Source organism: Caldifermentibacillus hisashii, assembly GCF_039654145.1.
Classification (GTDB): Bacteria; Bacillota; Bacilli; order Bacillales; family Caldibacillaceae; genus Caldifermentibacillus; species Caldifermentibacillus hisashii.
Genome location: NZ_CP155467.1, coordinates 1,923,228 through 1,941,595, shown reverse-complemented (window position 1 = coordinate 1,941,595; position 18,368 = coordinate 1,923,228). Strand labels below are relative to the sequence as shown.

Below are 18,368 nucleotides of genomic sequence, written 5' to 3'. Positions count from 1 at the left end.
TGAAAGGAGAAAGATTATGGAAAAAAAACAGTTCCAAGCGGAATCAAAGCGACTTCTCGAAATGATGATTAACTCCATTTACACAAAAAAGGAAGTTTTCTTGCGTGAATTAATTTCTAATGCAAGTGATGCGATTGATAAAATCTACTACAAAGCATTGACGGATGATTCCCTTTCCTTTGATAAAGATAACTACTACATAAGAATTGTGCCGAATAAAGACGATCGGACGTTATCGGTCATTGATACCGGGATTGGGATGACGAAAGAAGAATTGGAAGAAAATCTCGGAACGATTGCCAAAAGCGGTTCCCTTGCTTTCAAAAAAGAAAATGAAATTAAAGACGGTTTTGATATTATCGGTCAATTTGGAGTTGGGTTTTATGCTGCGTTTATGGTCGCTGATGTTGTGACTGTCATAAGTCGCGCGCTAGATTCTGACCAAGCATATAAATGGGAATCAAGTGGTGCAGACGGATACACTATTGAACCGGTGGAAAAAGCGGATATCGGTACGGAAGTGATTTTAAAACTGAAAGAAAATACGGAAGATGAATCTTATGATGAATTTTTAGATGAATGGCGTTTAAAAGAAATTATTAAGAAATATTCCGATTTTATCCGCTACCCGATTAAAATGGAAGTCACCCATTCAAAACCGAAAGATGATGACAGTAATGAATATGTTGATTATAAAGAAGAAGAAACAATCAACAGCATGGTACCGATTTGGAAGAAAAATAAAAGCGAGTTGACCGATGACGATTACATGAATTTTTATAACGAAAAACGATATGGTTTCGACAAGCCGTTAAAACATATTCATATTAGTGTTGACGGTACCGTACGCTATAATGCGATTCTGTATATTCCGGAACGGGCACCGTATGATTTTTACACACCGGATTATGAAAAAGGGTTAGAATTGTATTCGAACGGTGTGCTCATCATGAATAAATGTGCCGATCTACTCCCGGATTATTTCAGCTTTGTCAAAGGGATGGTCGACTCGGAAGACTTGTCACTGAACATTTCCCGTGAGATGTTGCAACATGACCGGCAATTAAAAGTGATTGCCAAAAATATTAAAAATAAAATTAAACGAGAATTGGAAAACTTGTTGAAAAATGAGCGGGAGCAATACGAAAAATTTTATGAAGCATTTGGCCGTCAATTAAAGTTTGGCGTGTACAGCGATTTTGGTGCGAATAAAGATGTATTACAAGATTTGCTGTTGTTCTATTCTTCCAAAGAGAAAAAATTAGTGACATTAGATGAGTATGTATCACGTATGCCGGAAGACCAAAAGTATATTTATTATGCAACAGGTGATTCGATTGACCGAATTGATAAATTACCGCAAACCGAACTTGTTCGTGATAAAGGCTATGAAATTTTATATTTCACCGAGGATATTGACGAATTTGCCATCAAAATGCTCATGGATTACAAAGAGAAACAATTTAAATCTGTATCCGACAACGACCTCGGTATTGAATCGGAGGAGAAAGAGAAAGAAACGGAAGCGGAAGAAAAGGAATATAAGGAACTGTTTGATTACATGGCAAGTGTCCTCGGTGGTAAGGTTAAGAAAGTAAAAGCATCCAAACGATTAAAAACACATCCGGTTTGCTTGTCAACCGAGGGTGAGATTACCATTGAAATGGAGAAAGTATTAAACGCTATGCCTAACCCGAATGGACAAAAAGTGACAGCTGAAAAGGTACTTGAAATTAACACCCATCATGATGTGTTCAAATCCTTGCAAGCCGCTTTTGAAAACGATAAAGAAAAACTTGAACTTTACACGAAGCTTTTATATAATCAAGCATTATTAATTGAAGATTTACCGATTGAAGACCCGGTAGCATTCACAAATGATATGTGTAAGGTAATGGTGTAAAGATGAAGAAGTATCCAGTAAAAGGTATATGCTCCTTTTTATTGGATACTTTTTTCTATTCGCCAAATATAGACAAACTCCGCCATTGCCAACCCGATTTTTCTTTATTAAAATAAACGTATAAATTTTCAATATTTTATAAAACAGGGGGTAGGGGCATGAATACAGAAATGAATTTGGAATTATCGAAAAGGATCGACCGGGTAAGAAGAAATACGTTAGGGGATTTGTTGACAAGAACAAGAGAGCGAGTTCCGAATAAATTTGCAATCGCTTACAACGGAATGCGGCTTACCTATTCTGAACTGGATGATCTCGTTAATCAGACGGCACATGCGTTTATTGCTGATGGAATGAAAAAAGGGGATATGATTGCCGTTATTTCGAAAAACAGCCTTGACTTTGTTATCGTCAATTTCGCACTAGCAAGAATTGGAGCGGTGATGATTCCTCTGAATTACATGCTTACTTCTCAAGATGTGAAGTATGTCATTAATCATGCCGGTGTATGCGGATTTTTGTCTGCGGTTGAATTTGCTGCTGTGCTTGATACTGCGGCAGGCAGTCGAGCCATTCGGTTCCGTTATTTAATGGATTATCCGTTAGACAAATCCGTTCCCGATGAATTGAAAAGCTGGAAATCACTTGCAGTTGAGAGAAAAGACCAATCAACTGAATTCATTGATGCCGATATTGATGATGAATCTTTGGCACATGTCCTTTACACAAGCGGTACCGAATCACGTCCAAAAGGGGTGATGCTTACCCATAAAAGCATTGTCAGTGAATATGTGAGTTGTATTGTCAGCGGTGAGATGGCGGAAAATGATGTCTGTATTCATGCTTTACCGCTTTACCACAGCGCTCAACTTCACTGTTTTCTCGGACCTAGTATATATTTAGGGTCGAGTGGCATTATTCTTGAAAGCGCAAAGCCGGATGTCATTTTAGAGACGGTAGAGAAGGAAAAAATAACGCAATTATTTTGTCCGCCAACAGTATGGATTTCGTTACTTCGCCATCCGGATTTTAATAAACGGGATTTATCTTCGTTGGAAAAATGTTATTACGGTGCAGCAATCATGCCGATGGAAGTATTAAAAGAACTGTCTGTGCGCCTGCCGCAAGCCCGATTTTTTAATTTTTACGGTCAAACCGAAGTCGCCCCGCTCGCTACAGTTTTAAAACCGGAAGACCAAATGCGAAAACTTGGTTCAGCAGGGAAGCCGTCTTTAAATGTTCAAACAAAAATTGTAGATGAAAATGATGTGGAGGTCCCACGTGGTGTGATTGGGGAAATTGTTCACCGTACCCCACATGCGATGAAAGGATATTTGTTTGACCCGGAGAAAACAGAGGAAGCATTTCGGAATGGTTGGTTTCATAGCGGAGACCTGGGGGTAATGGATGAAGAGGGCTATATTACCATTGTTGACCGCAAGAAAGATATGATTAAAACAGGTGGAATAAATGTATCCAGCCGGGAAGTGGAAGAAGTTATTTATCAATTGGATGGGGTATCCGAAGTGGCGGTTATTAGCATACCCGATCCATATTGGATTGAAGCAGTTATGGCCATTATCGTTCCAAAGAAAGGGGCCAATTTAACGAAAGGGGATGTACTGAATTTTTGTAAAAACCATTTATCAAAATTTAAAGTACCCAAATATATTGAATTTGCCGATGAATTGCCGAAAAACCCAAGTGGAAAACTGTTAAAACGGACTTTGAGGGAAATGTATAAAGAATTAGGATAATAAGATAAAAAAAGCGCTACGTGTTGTAGCGCTTTTTTCTATAATGACTATTGGATGATCAATCAAAATCATCCAATGTAAGGGTAGTTACTTCCGTGTACTCCCGCTTTTCTTTTTCAGCTTTTGTTGCCTTTTGTTCCAATTCCTCATCATTGTCAATCCCCGGTGCAATCGTCGGCTCTTCTTTTTGATTCAATTTTTTCACATTAAATCCTCCTCGTTAAAATGATTTCAACGTTTTCATTCTTTCGGCTGATCAGCTGGATTCGCTTTAACAGCTATTTGATAAGCGTCCAAAATAGATTCACTCAAATCCGGCTTTTCAACACCAACAAGAAATTGTTCTCCATTTTCTTCTTCAATTTTCATTAACAGCGTCTCATCATCATTTCGAATCAGCGCATAACTTTCATCATCGACATCAAACAGCGCTTCAATAAAATAATCAACTTCTTCGCCTTGCTCCTTTTGAACAGTAACTGAATCCCGTAAATAGTAACTCATGAAATTTCCTCCATCTATCATTGATACTAATTACAGTATTTACATTTTTATAAAAAACATCCTTTTGAAATATGGTTAAAAATAATTGGTTTTTATGGTAAACTTTATTATAGGACTATTCTGATAATCAGGAGGGGGCATTATGAGTAAAAATATAAAATGGGGCATATTCGGGATTTTATAAAGTTGTCTATTTATTCCAATGGTCTTTCTCATCATCTCGCTTTTTACCCATCAGTGGGGATTTTTCTACTGGAGTCTGCTGGCTGCTTTTCAAGTTGGTATCCCTTGTGGAATAATTACGTATCAACAATATAAAAGAGAGAAAATAAATAATTAAAAGTACTGTTGTTTTCCTTATTCTTTTTTTGGAGGAAGTTTAAGCATGTCTGTCATTGAAAAAGCAATTGAAGTTGCCGCAAAAGCCCATGATCACCAATATCGGAAAGGGACCAATCTTCCGTATATCTCGCATCCATATACTGTTGGGGTGTTGCTTTTAACATTCGGGTATGCCGAGGAAGTTGTTGCCGCCGGAATTTTGCATGATACCGTGGAAGATACTGATTTAACGCTTGATGATATCAGAAAGGATTTTGGAGAAAGAATTGCCGACATCGTACGCGGTGCATCTGAGAAAGATAAAAGCTTAAGTTGGGAAGAGAGAAAACAGGCCACAATCGATCATCTTGCTACCGAGCCGAGAGATGTTTGCCTCATCGTTTGTGCCGACAAACTGCATAATCTAACAACTATTAAGAGAGAACTTGAAAGAGAAGGGGAGAAGGTGTGGACCCGATTCAAGAGGGGACGCGAAAAGCAGGCATGGTATTACCGGGAAGTCGTTCATAAACTGGAAAACAAAATAGCAAATGAAAGGATTTTCGTTCAGTTAAAAAATGAAGTCATATCTGTATTTGGAAAAGAAAAGTAGGGTGGGGTATCCCATTTTATCCTCATTGTTAATCAAAGCCATTCAAGGTTTTTTATTGGATAGCAAGGCCAATATATAATTTAGTGGAGACAGGAAAGATAAATAAATGACTAATTAAAAGAGGGCGAGCGTATTGACAAAAATAATTCTTTTTGACGGTGTTTGTCAGTTTTGTGATCGGAGCGTCCAATTTATTATTAAGCGGGATAAAAAGGGACATTTCAAGTTTGCTTCTCTCCAAAGTGATTTAGCAAAGCAGCTACTTTCGCAATACAATGTGGCAAAAGATGTGGATAGTCTCGTTCTCCTTGATGGCAACAACTATTATATAAAGTCAACCGCAGCACTTCGTATTTGTAAAAACTTATCCGGCTTTTGGAAACTTGGATATCTGCTTCTTGTTATTCCAAGACCATTTCGAGATTTCGTTTATCAACTGATCGCAAAAAACCGCTACAATTGGTTCGGTAAAAAAGAAGCTTGTACAATCCCTTCACCGGAAATGAGAAAACGATTTTTATAATCCTTAAGAATATTTATAAAAAACATGTTTCATTAGCAGTTTTTATGATTTTTCCTTCTCCAATGTAAACAATAGGGGAGAAGGAGGTGGATGCATGCCAAGGGGAAAAGAATTGGAGCAATTACCGATGTCAAATGTCGCATCAAGTTTTGGGGATGACCAGGCAAAAACCAATCGTACGTCTTTAAAAGGGATGTACATTCGAGAAGAACACAAGACAAATATAAAAAAGCCTAAATAAGGTTGGATTCGCAACAAAAAAACACCTGCTTAACTTCAAAAGGTTAACGGGTGTTTTTATATTCCATCTTATTTCGAAATGGAAAAAATAAACCAAGACTTTTTTCATGTTTAGATGGGGTAACCGATTTAGCCTATTTTCTCCTTTAAAAACTTTGAAAAGTGCAGTTTAATAAAGATAGCTACTTTTTAATACAATTTTATAATGAAAGCAGGGATTTTGTGCTCAACATCTATATTACTCGCCACGGAGAAACAAAATGGAATCGGGAAAACCGGCTACAAGGTTGGAAAGATTCGCCACTAACAAAGAAAGGGAGTGAACATGCGATTTTGCTGGGAAAGAGACTAGCAGACATTCCTTTTCAAACGATTTATACGAGCCCAAGTGGAAGAGCGGTACAAACAGCAAAACTGATTCGATTGGAGCGAGACATTCCAATTGTGCAGGAAGAAGGTTTAAAAGAACTTAATTTTGGCGAATGGGAAGGAAAAACGAGGGAAGAAATTGGACAAATCAATGGAAAAGAATACGAAAATTTTTGGACAAGTCCGCATAAATATGACCACCGTAGCCATCGTGGCGAGTCTCTCCAAGATTTCCAAGAACGGATAAGACTTGCACTTATGAACATTATCTCAGATTACGTTGACGGGAACATACTGATTGTCTCCCATGCTGTAGCCATTCGAGCAATGCTGGCATTTTGCCTTAACTTAACGACTGAAAAATTTTGGGATGGTCCGTTTATCCAAGGGACTAGCCTTACTATTATTAAATGGGATGGAACACAATTTGCAGTAGAAAAGATCGGGGACATGAGTCATTTAGATCAATAGAAAGATAATAATTTCAAAAGAAACAGAAAATCTGACCCTTATAAACAAGAAAATAGTTTGAAATTTAAACGACTTCCGATAGGGGTCAGATTTTTTACTATCGTTACATCAAGGTTTCAAAAGTGCGATTTACGAGAAAAGATGAATTTATTATCTTTTGTTTTTTCAATAAAATCACTAATGGTATAATGTATGTAAAAATAATTCAACATAGTTTAAGTGGATTGTTGAATGAAAATTTTTGATTGATGGAAGCGGGTGCTTTAATGAAAAAAATCAAGATTCCCATTGATGCAGAACCAATGATTAGTACATCAAGCAAAGGTGATCAATCAAAATGGTTGGTTGGAAATAGATGGGTGAAAGAAAATACAAGAGGATATGAAAATATTGCTGAATATGTATCATCTCTCATCTTAGAATGTTCCACAATCCCCAACACTTCTTTTGTTTCTTATGTGCCTTGCTTAATTGAAAAACCTGATGGAACCACTACAGAAGGATGTTATTCGATAGATTTTCGCGGGCAATTACAAGAAGTAACGCTCGAACGATTATTTGAAGCTAACTTTGAAGCGACTGATGATATTTTAAATAATAATGCTTATTCAACGGAGAAAAAATTTAATTTGATGATTGAAAAAATCTTTCAATTCACCGGACTTAATGTTTCGCACAGTCTTTCACAAATGCTAGCCTTTGATGCGTTTATTCTTAATGAGGATCGTCATACAAACAACATCCTATTTTTATATGACTCTGTAACAAAAATCTGGAAATTGGCACCACTATTTGATCACGGATTAAGTTTATTATCGGATATAAAGGATTATCCACTTAATATACCAATAAGTATTTTAAAAAGAAAAGTTAAAGCAAAACCATTTAGTTCTGCATTTTCAAAACAATTAGCTTTATATCAAGGTGATCCTTTTATAAAACGTAACTTACTAGTTCAAAAATTGGAAGAAGCACCTTATCATCTTAATAGAGCGAAAGATGTTGTACTATCTCAATTGCAGGAAAGATCTTTACAAAGATTAATTATTGATTAAAGAAGGTGATTAGATGATTGATTACACAAAATTTGACGTCATGTTTATGGATGAAGTGATTGCCAGTGTTGATTTAAAACCCGAGGGAAGTGATAAACCTTATGTTATCAACTACATAAAAGGATTTAATAAACAATTTTCTCCTGATTCAGAAGGTTATATTACAAAAGAAGAACTTGAAAGATGGTTAAAATGGCGCGTGTTCCCGAGTACGAGAGTGAATGCAAAAGAACTATTGGCGAAACTCGGCTTAAATAACTATAACCGTTGGGCAATCGTTCGTAAAACACACGGGGTTATGGCAGATGATGAAATTTGGATTCGGTTCAAGGGGGAAACATTGAAACACCGTGATGTCACTTTACGAAAATATTTGTATTACCCGGAAGAAGCTTAGCTCATTTTAGAGTTTCATTGGTAGTATAGAAATGAAATAATACAATTGTAAAATTTGTTTGAGGTGAACAATAAACTGAATGGGTAACGTTCCTCCTAAAGGAAACTGATGGGGAGGAGTAACAAAGATGAATCTTGGGTTTTTATTTAATGGCAGCAAAGATGTCTTCATTCCATAGGATATAACTGTGCAGATGTAATACAGGAAATGGAACAACGTTAGTTTTTGAATCATCCCAATGTAGAAATCGAAATGCTCTTCGGAATACGTCCAGATTTGATAAAGGAATTAAAAAACAAAGAGTACAACTGTAAAGTATACTTGACTTACGGGAAAGAGTGGTATTTATATTTGTGCCATCGAATCGCTGAATATCCGGAAAATCTGTATCGTGCAGTAACAGATATGATTGATCCATCCTTAGCAGGGGAGAGTAGTTCATATTAAAAAGCAGGTGATTTAGAAAGGTTTCATACATACTATTGGAGGAAGGATTTATGAAGGAATCTCGACGAGTTGAGAGCTGAGTGGTGGAGAACGAGAGAAGGTAAATTTCGTAGTTCTATTGCACACCTGCAAAACCTAGAACCTGCCCCATCAATCACCATTGGGTTTTGAAAAAAGGGATTCATGGGGTAGGTTCTGTCTTTATCTTTTTTTCTTTTTATTTTCTAACGCTGAAAAACTCGGTTTTAGCACTTGTTCAAATTCAACTTCAACATGGTGAATACTTCCATCTAGTGTGTAGACATTAACTACTTTTCCTTTTCTTCCTTTAATTTTTACTTGCTCATTAACGGAAGGTAATTGATTCCGAAGCTGACTCAGAACAATTGCCCGATTTCCTAATTCTACAAAATGTGTAACAACCATCATCCAACCTCTCTTCTATAAAAAATTATATAATTAAGCATATGATTGGATGAAAGTTTTGATGATTGACCTGTTTATAAATGGGGTATTTTTATTAAATATTATTTCATTGGTAAACTAGTATTGTTCATTTTATTTACAGTAATTAAGAATGTTTCCGGCTTCATTTCTTTAACGGTTGGTAACTTTCTTAACTTTGGATGGAGTAACCAAACAATTGAAATCATGATAAATCCGCAACTTGAGCAGGCAAAGACAATTGAACTATTAAAAATTTCCGCTAAATATCCACCCAATAGTGAACCAAATGGCATAGCAATTGCACTCAAACTATATGTAACTGAACTAATTCTTCCGTACATGCTGTTTGGTATGATGGATTGATTAATTGCACCGAATAAAACATTAATCGCGCCAATTGGAATCCACGCTAAACCGTATAGGGAGATAGCAAGCATTCACGAAATTGTTCCAACTTAGAAGAGAGAAGAGCTCCAATCAAAACACCTGTCGACTGAGCAGCTAACAAAAAATCATATATTTCCACACCACCTTTATCGTTACTGTATGAGGGAAGGACGGCCATCGAAATGCCTATAGCAAAGTTACAAACAACTGCCCCTAATAAAAATACAGAAAGCAATGAATGAAAGACAATTGAAAATCCTTCCTTTAATTCATCCCTATATTGTTTAAATGAGTATCTAAGTTTTGTTTCTTGCTGCGACAAAAGTGAATGTTTCTGTGGAATTGTAACAAGAGAAAAAAGCATAGTTGCAATGGCAAATGTAATGGAGTCAGCCAGGAAGATAGTTATTGGACCGATATTTTTATAAAAATTTACAGAAACACTTGTTCGTAAGTGTTGTTATTGATATAATTGGAATAAAGTAGAGAATCAATCATTCCAAGGAGAGAAGAACAATGCCGAGAAATCCAGGTATCACAGATGATTATCTTATTCAGTTGTATAGAAATGGTACACCTTATAAGGAAATGGAAAAGATATCTGGTTTAAGCGCTCGTGCAATTAGAAACGTTTTATACAAACATAAGGTTCAAGTTAATCGTACCGGGCAACCCCGCAAACATCAAGTTAACGAAAAATTCTTTAAAACTTGGACTGACGATATGGCTTGGGTGTTAGGACTATTTATAACACATGGAACAATGGCAAAAAATGCAATATTACAAAAAATAACGTATGACGATACACAGTCTTGTAGATATCCAATAATAAATCAAAGAGGAGATGGCTTTAATGTTCAAAAAAGTGGGTGATCATATTGTCCCGAAAACCGATCCATCAAGAGTAAAATTTCGTACAAATGTAAGCAAAACGATATTAAACCAACTGTATCAATTGGCTGAAGAGCACTATACGCATGTCAATTATTTGCTTGAAAATGGACTATCAAATTTATTGCAATCCGGGACTATTACTTTTGATAAGAAAGCTCGGCCAAAAGATCGTGTTCAATTTAAAACATCTTATGATAAAAATTTATTGGCTGCGGTAAGACAATTTGCTGACGATCATCATCTTAATATTAATGATGTCATTGAATACAGCGTTCAATTTATTGATTTCAATAATATTAAAGAAAAAAATTATCGATACAGGATAGAAAAATAAACTTATCCTTTTTTTTGAAAAATAGGGAAGGCAGGTAAAATGTTTTTTACAATTAAAATAACGCCCCGAACATAATATAAGTTCTAGGAAGTAATCAAGAACAAAAGAAAGGACGTCTCAATTAAAAAGTAATCTTAAAATATTGAGACGAAAGGAAAATTTCTAAAGGAGATTTTTTTAAACAAATCAATTCATATATAAATTTACCATTGGTTAAGCACCAAATTAAATTTCATATCGCCACTTATGCTGAGATTTAAATTTACTGAGTTCCAAAAGTAAAATCTCGTTTACATTAACTTATGTTTAATTTCACTTCAAAATGTTACACCATCATTTTTTTGTTTACATAACATAAATATAGTTAATTAAAACTTTGCCTTTTCATTCTACCATTCTAAATTTACATATTTATGATAAATGGCACTAAAAAAAGAAAAACAAGCATATTAACATATATGCTTGCAAGTTTTTAAACGTATTATTTGATATTTAAAATAAGATGAACTCATTACAGGAAGATCAACTAATGAGCAAATGTTCCGCTTCATTCTCATTAATATTTTGAATCATACATATTTCGCTAATTAGAAATTTGTGCACTTTACTCAGTAATGCTTTTTCATTCGTATTTAACGTTTTTTCTTTACTACGGTCGAGCAAATATTTATATATCGTCGCTGTATCTTGAATATTACCACTCTTTATTTTTTCCATAATAATTTTAAATCGATCTTTCCATGGAATATCGCTATCAATTTGACGTTCATGAAGTGTAATTAATATTTCATCTAGCCTAGTTGGATCTGTTAATGGACGAATTCCCAACTTTTGAGCATTTTTCACAGGTACCATTACATTCAAATTGCTAATGGGAATATTGATTAAATAATAAGGTTGAGTTCTTCCTAAGACCTCTTTGTTTTCAATCCCCTTAATTTCACCGGCACCGTGCATTGGATAAAAAATTTTATCTCCGATTTTGAACAAACTGATCCCTCCAACTTTTATTATATACTAACCGTAACATAACAAAGTATTTTTGTCAAAATATATAAATATAACACGGAGATATGTATTATGTCAATAAATATGATAAAAAATTTTTTTGTTTTTATGTTAGGCTAAATTACAGGTTTTTCTGATAAATTACTACCTAGATCTATCGTTTGTTATGTTCTAGTGAACTGATTAACAGGTGAAAAACCCCGGACAGTTTCCTTGCTAAACGGTCATAACAGAAAAAACTGCCATCCAGGTAGTTACCTAAATGACAGCCTTATACGGAATATTATTGTTTTGAACTAGCTTCACTCGCATTTATCGTTAGCTTGACCGGCTCCATAAGTAATTTTCCAATTCCGATTACTTTTCCACTTTCTGACTCATCCATGAAGAAGGAACCGTTAGAATATCGATCATTCATTCGTAATTCGTTAACGTTAATTTTTTCCGTCATTTGTTTCTCTGATGTGATGACGACCGTATCTTGTTCATTGGCAAGCAAAAAACCTGCGATTCGATGGGGATGTGCCTTTAATTCGCGGACCATCACCAGGCCTCGTTTTGCTCTGGTCATAATCTCAAATTCATCAATTGCCATTCTTTTCACTGCCCCACGTTGGGTAGCAATTACAATCGATTGATTTTTCGGATCATCAATAACTGCTCCGCCGGTAACAAAATCACCATCTTTCAGGTTCATTCCCTTGACCCCGGCAGCACGTACACCAATTGGATTTACTTCTTCTTCTTTAAAGCGAAGTCCGTATCCGAGATATGAAGAAAGGAAAATTTCTTTTGTTCCATCTGATAATTGAACCGAAAGTAATTCATCATCATCTTTTAAATGAATGGCAATTAATGGTTTTGTATATCGCTGAGCTTGATAGAGCGATAATTGTGATTTTTTTACCATACCATTTTTTGTAAAAAATAGTAAGTATTTCATAGTGTGAAAATCTTTCACAGGGATTACGGATACAATTTGTTCGCTCCGATCGATCGGGATAATTGTGGACACATGCTGACCGACATCTTTCCAGCGTATATCCGGTAATAAATGGATCGGACAGTATAAGTAATTTCCTTTATTCGTAAAAATTAATAGAACATCCATTGTATTCATTTCATATGAAGCAATTAATTTGTCGGTATCTTTCATCCCGTAATCTTCGCCATTTGAAGCTGCATACGAACGGAGGCTGGTTCTTTTTAAATACCCCTCTTTTGTTGCTGTAACAACAACATCTTCACTGCTGATTAAGACTTCTAACCCAATTTTTAATTCTTCAATTTTTTCTTCAATTCGTGACTTTCTTTCTTCGGCATATTTCTTCTTTATTGCTTTCAGTTCATTGATAATCACTCTTTGCAGTTTCTTTTCATCAGCCAATATTTCAGTTAGCTCTGAAATTACTTTGTCCAATGCAGCGGCCTCTTCCTGCAATTGGGCAATATCTGTATTTGTTAAACGGTACAGTTGTAATGAAACAATCGCTTCTGACTGCGGTTCGGTAAATTGGAATTCTTTAATTAAATTATCTTTTGCATCTCGCTTGTCTTTTGAAGCACGGATTGTCGCAATAACTTCATCCAAAATGGACAATGCTCTTATTAATCCCTCGACAATATGCTGTCTTTCTTTTGCTTTTTTTAAATCATATTGCGAGCGTTTTGTTACAACGTCTTTTTGGTGGTCGATATAGGCATCAAGCAAATCAGCCAGACTCATCAATTTAGGTCGGCGATTGTGAATGGCAACCATGTTGAAGTTATAAGTAATTTGTAAATCCGTATTTTTGTATAAGTAATTCAATATCCCGGTACTATCCGCTTCTTTTTTTAGTTCAATAACAATACGTAAGCCGGTCCGGTCAGTTTCATCACGAACTTCCGAAATCCCTTCAACTTTACGGTCTAAGCGGAATTCATCAATTTTTTTCACTAAATTAGCCTTATTTACCTCAAAGGGAATTTCTGTGATAACAATCTGTTCCCGACCGCCACGGATTGCTTCAATATCTGCTTTCCCTCTGACAATAATTTTCCCTTTACCGGTTTCGTACGACTTTTTAATTCCTTCAATTCCTTGAATGATTCCTCCGGTTGGAAAATCAGGTCCCTTAATGATGTTCATAAGTTCATCTATCGTACAAGAAGGATTTTGCATGCGAAAAATGGCTCCATCAATGATCTCACCTAAATTGTGAGGAGGAATATCTGTTGCATAACCGGCCGAAATTCCTGTTGATCCATTTGTTAAAAGATTTGGAAACCGTGCAGGCAATACGACCGGTTCCTCCTCAGTATCATCAAAATTCGGAATAAAATCCACCGTTTGTTTATCGATGTCACGAAGGAGTTCAGCACTAATTTTTGATAACCTTGCCTCCGTATATCGCATGGCAGCAGGCGGATCTCCGTCAATACTACCATTGTTCCCGTGCATCTCGATAAGAACATTACGCATTTTCCAATCCTGACTCAGACGCACCATTGCTTCATAGACAGAAGAGTCACCGTGGGGGTGATAATTACCGATTACATTCCCGACCGTTTTTGCCGATTTCCGAAACGCTTTATCAGCGGTATTTCCTTCCTTATGCATAGCGTAAAGGATCCGGCGTTGTACCGGTTTTAAGCCATCTCTCGCATCAGGTAATGCCCTGTCTTGGATAATATATTTACTGTATCGGCCAAATCGGTCACCAATTACTTCTTCCAAGGGTAAATCGAGAAGTTGCTCAGTGTTTGCCATAATTATCCACCTCACTTACCGACTGTAAATTTTGATTTTCCAATAAACTTCCATCTTCTTCCAGGCCAAAATCAACATGCGTTTCAATCCATTTTCTCCTTGGTTCAACCTTATCGCCCATTAATGTCGATATTCGGCGATCAGCACGGGTAAAATCATCAATTTTCACGCGAATTAAAGTTCTGGTATCTGGATTCATTGTTGTTTCCCATAGTTGATCGGCATTCATTTCTCCTAAACCTTTGTATCGTTGAATCATGTATCCTTTTCCCATTTTTTTCGTTAAAACATGCAATTCTTCATCTGTCCATGCATACTTAATCATTTCTTTTTTCCCCGTTCCTTTACTCACTTTATACAGAGGGGGAAGAGCAATATATACTTTCCCTGCTTCGATTAGCGGACGCATATATCGATAGAAAAATGTTAATAGCAAAACTTGAATGTGGGCACCGTCTGTATCGGCATCGGTCATAATAATAATCTTATCATAATTTGAATCCTCAACATTAAAGTCTGTCCCTACACCGGCTCCAATTGTATGAATAATGGTATAGATTTCTTCATTTTTCATAATATCAGCAAGTTTTGCTTTTTCCGTATTGATGACTTTCCCTCTTAATGGCAGAACAGCTTGAAAACGGCGGTCTCTCCCCTGTTTTGCCGAACCGCCTGCTGAATCTCCTTCAACTAAATACAATTCATTTTTATCCGGATTGCGAGATTGAGCAGGGGTTAATTTCCCGGAAAGAAGAGCTTCAGATTTTTTTCGTTTCTTTCCATTTCTGGCTTCTTCACGGGCTTTTCTTGCCGCTTCTCTTGCATGTTGAGATTTAATCGCTTTTTTAATAAGCATCGTGCTAATCTCGATATTTTCTTGAAGATAATAAGTCAGTTGTTCAGTGATGATTGTTTCAACAGCAGACCTTGCTTCACTTGTCCCTAATTTTCCTTTTGTTTGTCCTTCAAATTGTAAAAGATTTTCCGGGATACGAACCGAGATAATGGCTGATAACCCTTCACGAATATCGGACCCTTCCAAATTTTTATCCTTTTCTTTTAATAAATTCATTTTCCGGGCAAACTCATTAAATACTCTCGTCATGGCCGATCTTGCACCAATTTCATGGGTTCCGCCGTCTTTCGTACGGACATTATTTACAAACGAGACCATGTTTTCCGAATATCCATCGTGAAATTGGAACGCAAAATCGACTTCAATCTCATTTTGTTCGCCTTCAAAACTAACGACCGGATGGAGCGGTTCTTTATCCTCATTTAAATAATGAATAAATGCTTCCAGTCCATTTTCGTATTGAAATACATCGGATTTCCCTTCTCGTTCATCAATTAATTCGATTTTTAGTCCCTTTATTAAAAAGGCTGATTCCTGTAATCGCTCCGACAGAGTCTCATAGTTAAATACAGTGTTTGAAAAAATTGTCGGATCAGGTTTGAAATGAATTTCTGTACCGGTTTCCTTTGTTTTTCCGACTTTTTCTAAGGTTGTTACCGGTTTGCCGCCATTTTCAAAACGTTGTTGGTAAACGGCACCATCCCGCTTGATAGTGACAATTAACAGCTCAGATAAAGCATTGACAACGGAAGCACCAACTCCATGCAGCCCTCCACTCGTTTTGTATCCGCCTTGACCAAATTTTCCTCCTGCATGCAGGACAGTGAAAATGACTTCAGGTGTTGGTTTCCCGGTTTTATGAATACCGGTCGGCATGCCCCGACCTTTATCAATAACGGTGATACTGTTGTCTTTATGAATTTTGACAATAATATGGTCACCAAATCCAGCCAATACTTCATCCACTGCATTGTCAACTATTTCATAGACGAGATGATGCAAACCTCGGCTATCCGTGCTTCCTATATACATACCAGGCCGTTTTCGAACCGCTTCAAGTCCTTCGAGCACCTGGATCGAATCATCAGTGTATTCCATTGGTTGATTTTTTACCACAACCATTCCCCTTTCACAATCTGTTATCCATATGTAAAATATAAAGTGACACTCCCATCAATGAGGGTTTTTCCCCCATTATGGTTAGTTAAACTAATCGGACGATGCGGGCAGTTCATCCTCCATCTATTTTCTTTGTAATCTCAGAATCTTGAGGTGGGGGTGGACTCCCCGTAAGGTGAAATCTAAGCATACAGAACGCTCGTTTGTATACAATTCATTATAAACAATTTTTTTCTATTTTGTCTATAACAGATTAAATTGGACTCATCTTAACACAAGGAATCTCCATCATAGCATACAAAATAATAAAAAGGTGGACATTGGCAAGTCCGACCTTTATCTTTGCAATCTGATCAACGGGTCAATGCATGAATGACTTTTATGCATAAATCCATGACAACCGTCCGACCATGTTCTTTTAAAAATTGATAGGCCTCCTCATTGACAATCCCTTGTTGGGCCCAAAATACATCCGCATCAATTTCCATAAATTCTCTTGCCAAGTCAGGTAAGTGTTCACTGCGTCGGAAAATGTCCACAATATCTACATGACCACTGATCTCTTTCAGCGACTTAACCGCTTTGACGCCAAGAACTTCATCAATCATCGGGTTAACAGGTATGATTTCGTAACCTGCCTCTTGCATAGCCTTTGCAATCTGATAAGAGGTACGTTCCGGGTTATTGCTTAAACCAACGACGGCAATTCGTTTTGCCTTTTTCAAAATGGCACCTAATTCTTCTAAAGATGGATTTTCAACCATCATGACTACCTCCTTTTCAATCTTATATATTCTATGACGAGCAGCAAATTCCTGCTGGCTCGCATACAAATTACTTTATTTATCTTAGCTCCTCATTCTGTCAAAACCGTCTACTGATTCATAAAATAATTTGCATGAATATTTTTTAAAAAATAAACGGTTGTCTATTCAAATTCATCACTGCTTACATATTGTAATGAATAAAAAGCGAAAGGTGGCTTGTTAATGAGAAGATCAAGACGATTTGAAGATACTCCGAATCCTCAAAGGGATAAAAAATTAAATAAAACACAATTCCAAAATCAAAGAACAACAACTGGACAAAATTCTCAAAGTGAAATTATCAACTTCCTTGTCAAAAAAACTTTAGAAAAACATAATGTACAACCTGACAATCGTATCTCTCCGGAAGAGAAGCTGCGTCTAAGAAATATTTTTTATCAATTACAGAATGAAGTCAATCAATTCTTAACAAGTATTAACAATCAAACGGAAAATCAAAGGGATGACTAGAAAAGCGACGGACGCCTGTTTAGCGATGCTTGCTAGTCACAATAAAAAGAATTTAAAGGTTTTCACCTGTATTTCTTATCCTTTCTTATTCTAAAAAAAGGCAAATAGCCTCCGATAGTTGTCCCTATCACGAAAAAAGACACTGCATATTTTATAGTAAATGAAAAAAAGGAGGAATTCAATTGAATCAGGAAACATATCGAGTGAATTTAGAAGAATCAAGAGAGAGAAGATCAGACTGGAATGCGCTTGACCCGACATCAGAACACCCGCTAAGCTGCTATTTACCACATAATGATGATGATCAATCAGCTACTCAAACTGTAAGAGAATATCAAATATCTCAAGAACTGATTCTCGTTCGGGATTCAGCTGAGGTAAAAGTCAATACAACCGATACAAAAGCAGCTATTTCTCTTGTCGCTTCGTTAAATGCGTTTATCGCAGCTATTATTAACATCGCTGTTGCTTCGGCTGATGATGCTGAAGAAATCAAGCAAACTTTATTTTCATCAACCGGTATTAAGCAAGTTAATGTTCAAAAGACAGTTGTTGAAAATTCCCGCTGTGTAGAAGTCAATACGACGGACGTAAATCTCGCAGTAAATATTCAATTATTGTTACAAATTATTCTTGCTCTTTTAGTAAACTTGGAAATCTTATAGAAAGTAATTCTCCTTCAGAGGGGTTTTTC

At 36.3% G+C, this 18,368-nt stretch carries 20 protein-coding genes and 2 pseudogenes; 13 read left to right on the top strand and 9 right to left on the bottom strand.

Annotation, left to right across the window (positions count from 1 at the left end; all coding sequences use genetic code 11):
- Positions 1 to 16 precede the first annotated feature (16 nt).
- On the top strand, positions 17 to 1,903 hold the full coding sequence (gene htpG, locus NSQ14_RS09130) for a molecular chaperone HtpG (protein WP_227091330.1): 1,887 nt from the start codon (positions 17 to 19) through the stop codon (positions 1,901 to 1,903).
- A gap of 158 nt (positions 1,904 to 2,061) precedes the next feature.
- The gene (locus NSQ14_RS09125; protein ID WP_346217090.1) at positions 2,062 to 3,660 is read left to right on the top strand and encodes an acyl-CoA synthetase; all 1,599 of its coding nucleotides are present in this window, start codon (positions 2,062 to 2,064) and stop codon (positions 3,658 to 3,660) included.
- A gap of 58 nt (positions 3,661 to 3,718) precedes the next feature.
- Here the strand turns inward: NSQ14_RS09125 and NSQ14_RS09120 are convergent, their stop codons facing one another.
- Both NSQ14_RS09120 and NSQ14_RS09115 read right to left on the bottom strand, forming a co-directional pair.
- A complete protein-coding gene (locus NSQ14_RS09120; protein ID WP_176458874.1) occupies positions 3,719 to 3,865 on the bottom strand; it encodes a hypothetical protein in 147 nt (48 codons plus the stop codon).
- A gap of 35 nt (positions 3,866 to 3,900) precedes the next feature.
- Positions 3,901 to 4,164 carry a DUF1292 domain-containing protein gene (locus NSQ14_RS09115; RefSeq protein WP_216405244.1) on the bottom strand — a complete coding sequence of 88 codons (264 nt, stop codon included), beginning with the start codon at positions 4,162 to 4,164 and terminating at the stop codon, positions 3,901 to 3,903.
- 385 nt (positions 4,165 to 4,549) lie between these two features.
- On the opposite strand from NSQ14_RS09115, the gene NSQ14_RS09110 reads away from it, so the two are divergent.
- From NSQ14_RS09110 to NSQ14_RS09085, 6 genes are all read left to right on the top strand, one after another.
- Positions 4,550 to 5,098, top strand: a complete 549-nt coding sequence (locus tag NSQ14_RS09110) for an HD domain-containing protein (protein WP_095141254.1) — start codon at positions 4,550 to 4,552, stop codon at positions 5,096 to 5,098.
- Between the two features lie 133 nt (positions 5,099 to 5,231).
- On the top strand, positions 5,232 to 5,621 hold the full coding sequence (locus NSQ14_RS09105) for a thiol-disulfide oxidoreductase DCC family protein (protein ID WP_095141255.1): 390 nt from the start codon (positions 5,232 to 5,234) through the stop codon (positions 5,619 to 5,621).
- Positions 5,622 to 5,715: 94 nt separating this feature from the next.
- A complete protein-coding gene (locus tag NSQ14_RS09100; RefSeq protein ID WP_162835737.1) occupies positions 5,716 to 5,862 on the top strand; it encodes a hypothetical protein in 147 nt (48 codons plus the stop codon).
- 221 nt (positions 5,863 to 6,083) lie between these two features.
- Entirely contained in the window at positions 6,084 to 6,701 is a 618-nt protein-coding gene (locus NSQ14_RS09095) for a histidine phosphatase family protein (RefSeq protein WP_108898031.1), read from the top strand.
- A gap of 266 nt (positions 6,702 to 6,967) precedes the next feature.
- Positions 6,968 to 7,756, top strand: a complete 789-nt coding sequence (locus NSQ14_RS09090) for a hypothetical protein (protein ID WP_251241773.1) — start codon at positions 6,968 to 6,970, stop codon at positions 7,754 to 7,756.
- A 13-nt stretch (positions 7,757 to 7,769) separates the two neighbouring features.
- The gene (locus NSQ14_RS09085) at positions 7,770 to 8,153 is read left to right on the top strand and encodes a hypothetical protein (protein WP_034770093.1); all 384 of its coding nucleotides are present in this window, start codon (positions 7,770 to 7,772) and stop codon (positions 8,151 to 8,153) included.
- Positions 8,154 to 8,213: 60 nt separating this feature from the next.
- Here NSQ14_RS09085 and NSQ14_RS09080 read toward each other — a convergent pair.
- Positions 8,214 to 8,357 (bottom strand): annotated as a pseudogene (locus tag NSQ14_RS09080) (PLP-dependent aminotransferase family protein); the annotation flags it as partial.
- Between NSQ14_RS09080 and NSQ14_RS09075 the strand changes: the two are divergent.
- A pseudogene (locus NSQ14_RS09075) lies at positions 8,349 to 8,600 on the top strand (proline dehydrogenase family protein); the annotation flags it as partial. The pseudogenes NSQ14_RS09080 and NSQ14_RS09075 sit on opposite strands and share 9 nt — an antisense overlap.
- 201 nt (positions 8,601 to 8,801) lie before the next feature.
- Here NSQ14_RS09075 and NSQ14_RS09070 read toward each other — a convergent pair.
- Together NSQ14_RS09070 and NSQ14_RS09065 are read right to left on the bottom strand one after the other, a co-directional pair.
- A complete protein-coding gene (locus NSQ14_RS09070; protein ID WP_034770111.1) occupies positions 8,802 to 9,026 on the bottom strand; it encodes a hypothetical protein in 225 nt (74 codons plus the stop codon).
- Between the two features lie 101 nt (positions 9,027 to 9,127).
- Entirely contained in the window at positions 9,128 to 9,484 is a 357-nt protein-coding gene (locus NSQ14_RS09065) for an MFS transporter (protein WP_141227936.1), read from the bottom strand.
- A gap of 466 nt (positions 9,485 to 9,950) precedes the next feature.
- Here NSQ14_RS09065 and NSQ14_RS09060 point away from each other — a divergent pair, with 466 nt between their 5' ends.
- Positions 9,951 to 10,307, top strand: coding sequence for a hypothetical protein (locus tag NSQ14_RS09060; RefSeq protein WP_346217089.1), 357 nt, complete (start codon positions 9,951 to 9,953; stop codon positions 10,305 to 10,307).
- Positions 10,288 to 10,662, top strand: a complete 375-nt coding sequence (locus NSQ14_RS09055) for a hypothetical protein (protein ID WP_034770090.1) — start codon at positions 10,288 to 10,290, stop codon at positions 10,660 to 10,662. The genes NSQ14_RS09060 and NSQ14_RS09055 overlap by 20 nt, the downstream gene beginning before the upstream one ends.
- A gap of 522 nt (positions 10,663 to 11,184) precedes the next feature.
- Here the strand turns inward: NSQ14_RS09055 and NSQ14_RS09050 are convergent.
- From NSQ14_RS09050 to NSQ14_RS09035, 4 genes are all read right to left on the bottom strand, one after another.
- Entirely contained in the window at positions 11,185 to 11,652 is a 468-nt protein-coding gene (locus NSQ14_RS09050) for a CarD family transcriptional regulator (protein ID WP_034770087.1), read from the bottom strand.
- 301 nt (positions 11,653 to 11,953) lie between these two features.
- The gene (gene parC, locus NSQ14_RS09045; RefSeq protein WP_346200890.1) at positions 11,954 to 14,422 is read right to left on the bottom strand and encodes a DNA topoisomerase IV subunit A; all 2,469 of its coding nucleotides are present in this window, start codon (positions 14,420 to 14,422) and stop codon (positions 11,954 to 11,956) included.
- On the bottom strand, positions 14,409 to 16,400 hold the full coding sequence (gene parE, locus NSQ14_RS09040) for a DNA topoisomerase IV subunit B (RefSeq protein ID WP_095141260.1): 1,992 nt from the start codon (positions 16,398 to 16,400) through the stop codon (positions 14,409 to 14,411). Before parE ends, parC begins: the two co-directional genes overlap by 14 nt.
- A gap of 350 nt (positions 16,401 to 16,750) precedes the next feature.
- Positions 16,751 to 17,164, bottom strand: coding sequence for a CoA-binding protein (locus NSQ14_RS09035; RefSeq protein WP_041845141.1), 414 nt, complete (start codon positions 17,162 to 17,164; stop codon positions 16,751 to 16,753).
- A 222-nt stretch (positions 17,165 to 17,386) separates the two neighbouring features.
- Here NSQ14_RS09035 and NSQ14_RS09030 point away from each other — a divergent pair, with 222 nt between their 5' ends.
- Positions 17,387 to 17,674 (top strand): hypothetical protein, encoded by a 288-nt coding sequence (locus NSQ14_RS09030; protein WP_041845140.1) that lies wholly within the window; start codon positions 17,387 to 17,389, stop codon positions 17,672 to 17,674.
- 182 nt (positions 17,675 to 17,856) lie between these two features.
- A complete protein-coding gene (locus NSQ14_RS09025) occupies positions 17,857 to 18,339 on the top strand; it encodes a spore coat protein (protein WP_082035235.1) in 483 nt (160 codons plus the stop codon).
- The last annotated feature ends 29 nt before the right edge of the window (positions 18,340 to 18,368 follow it).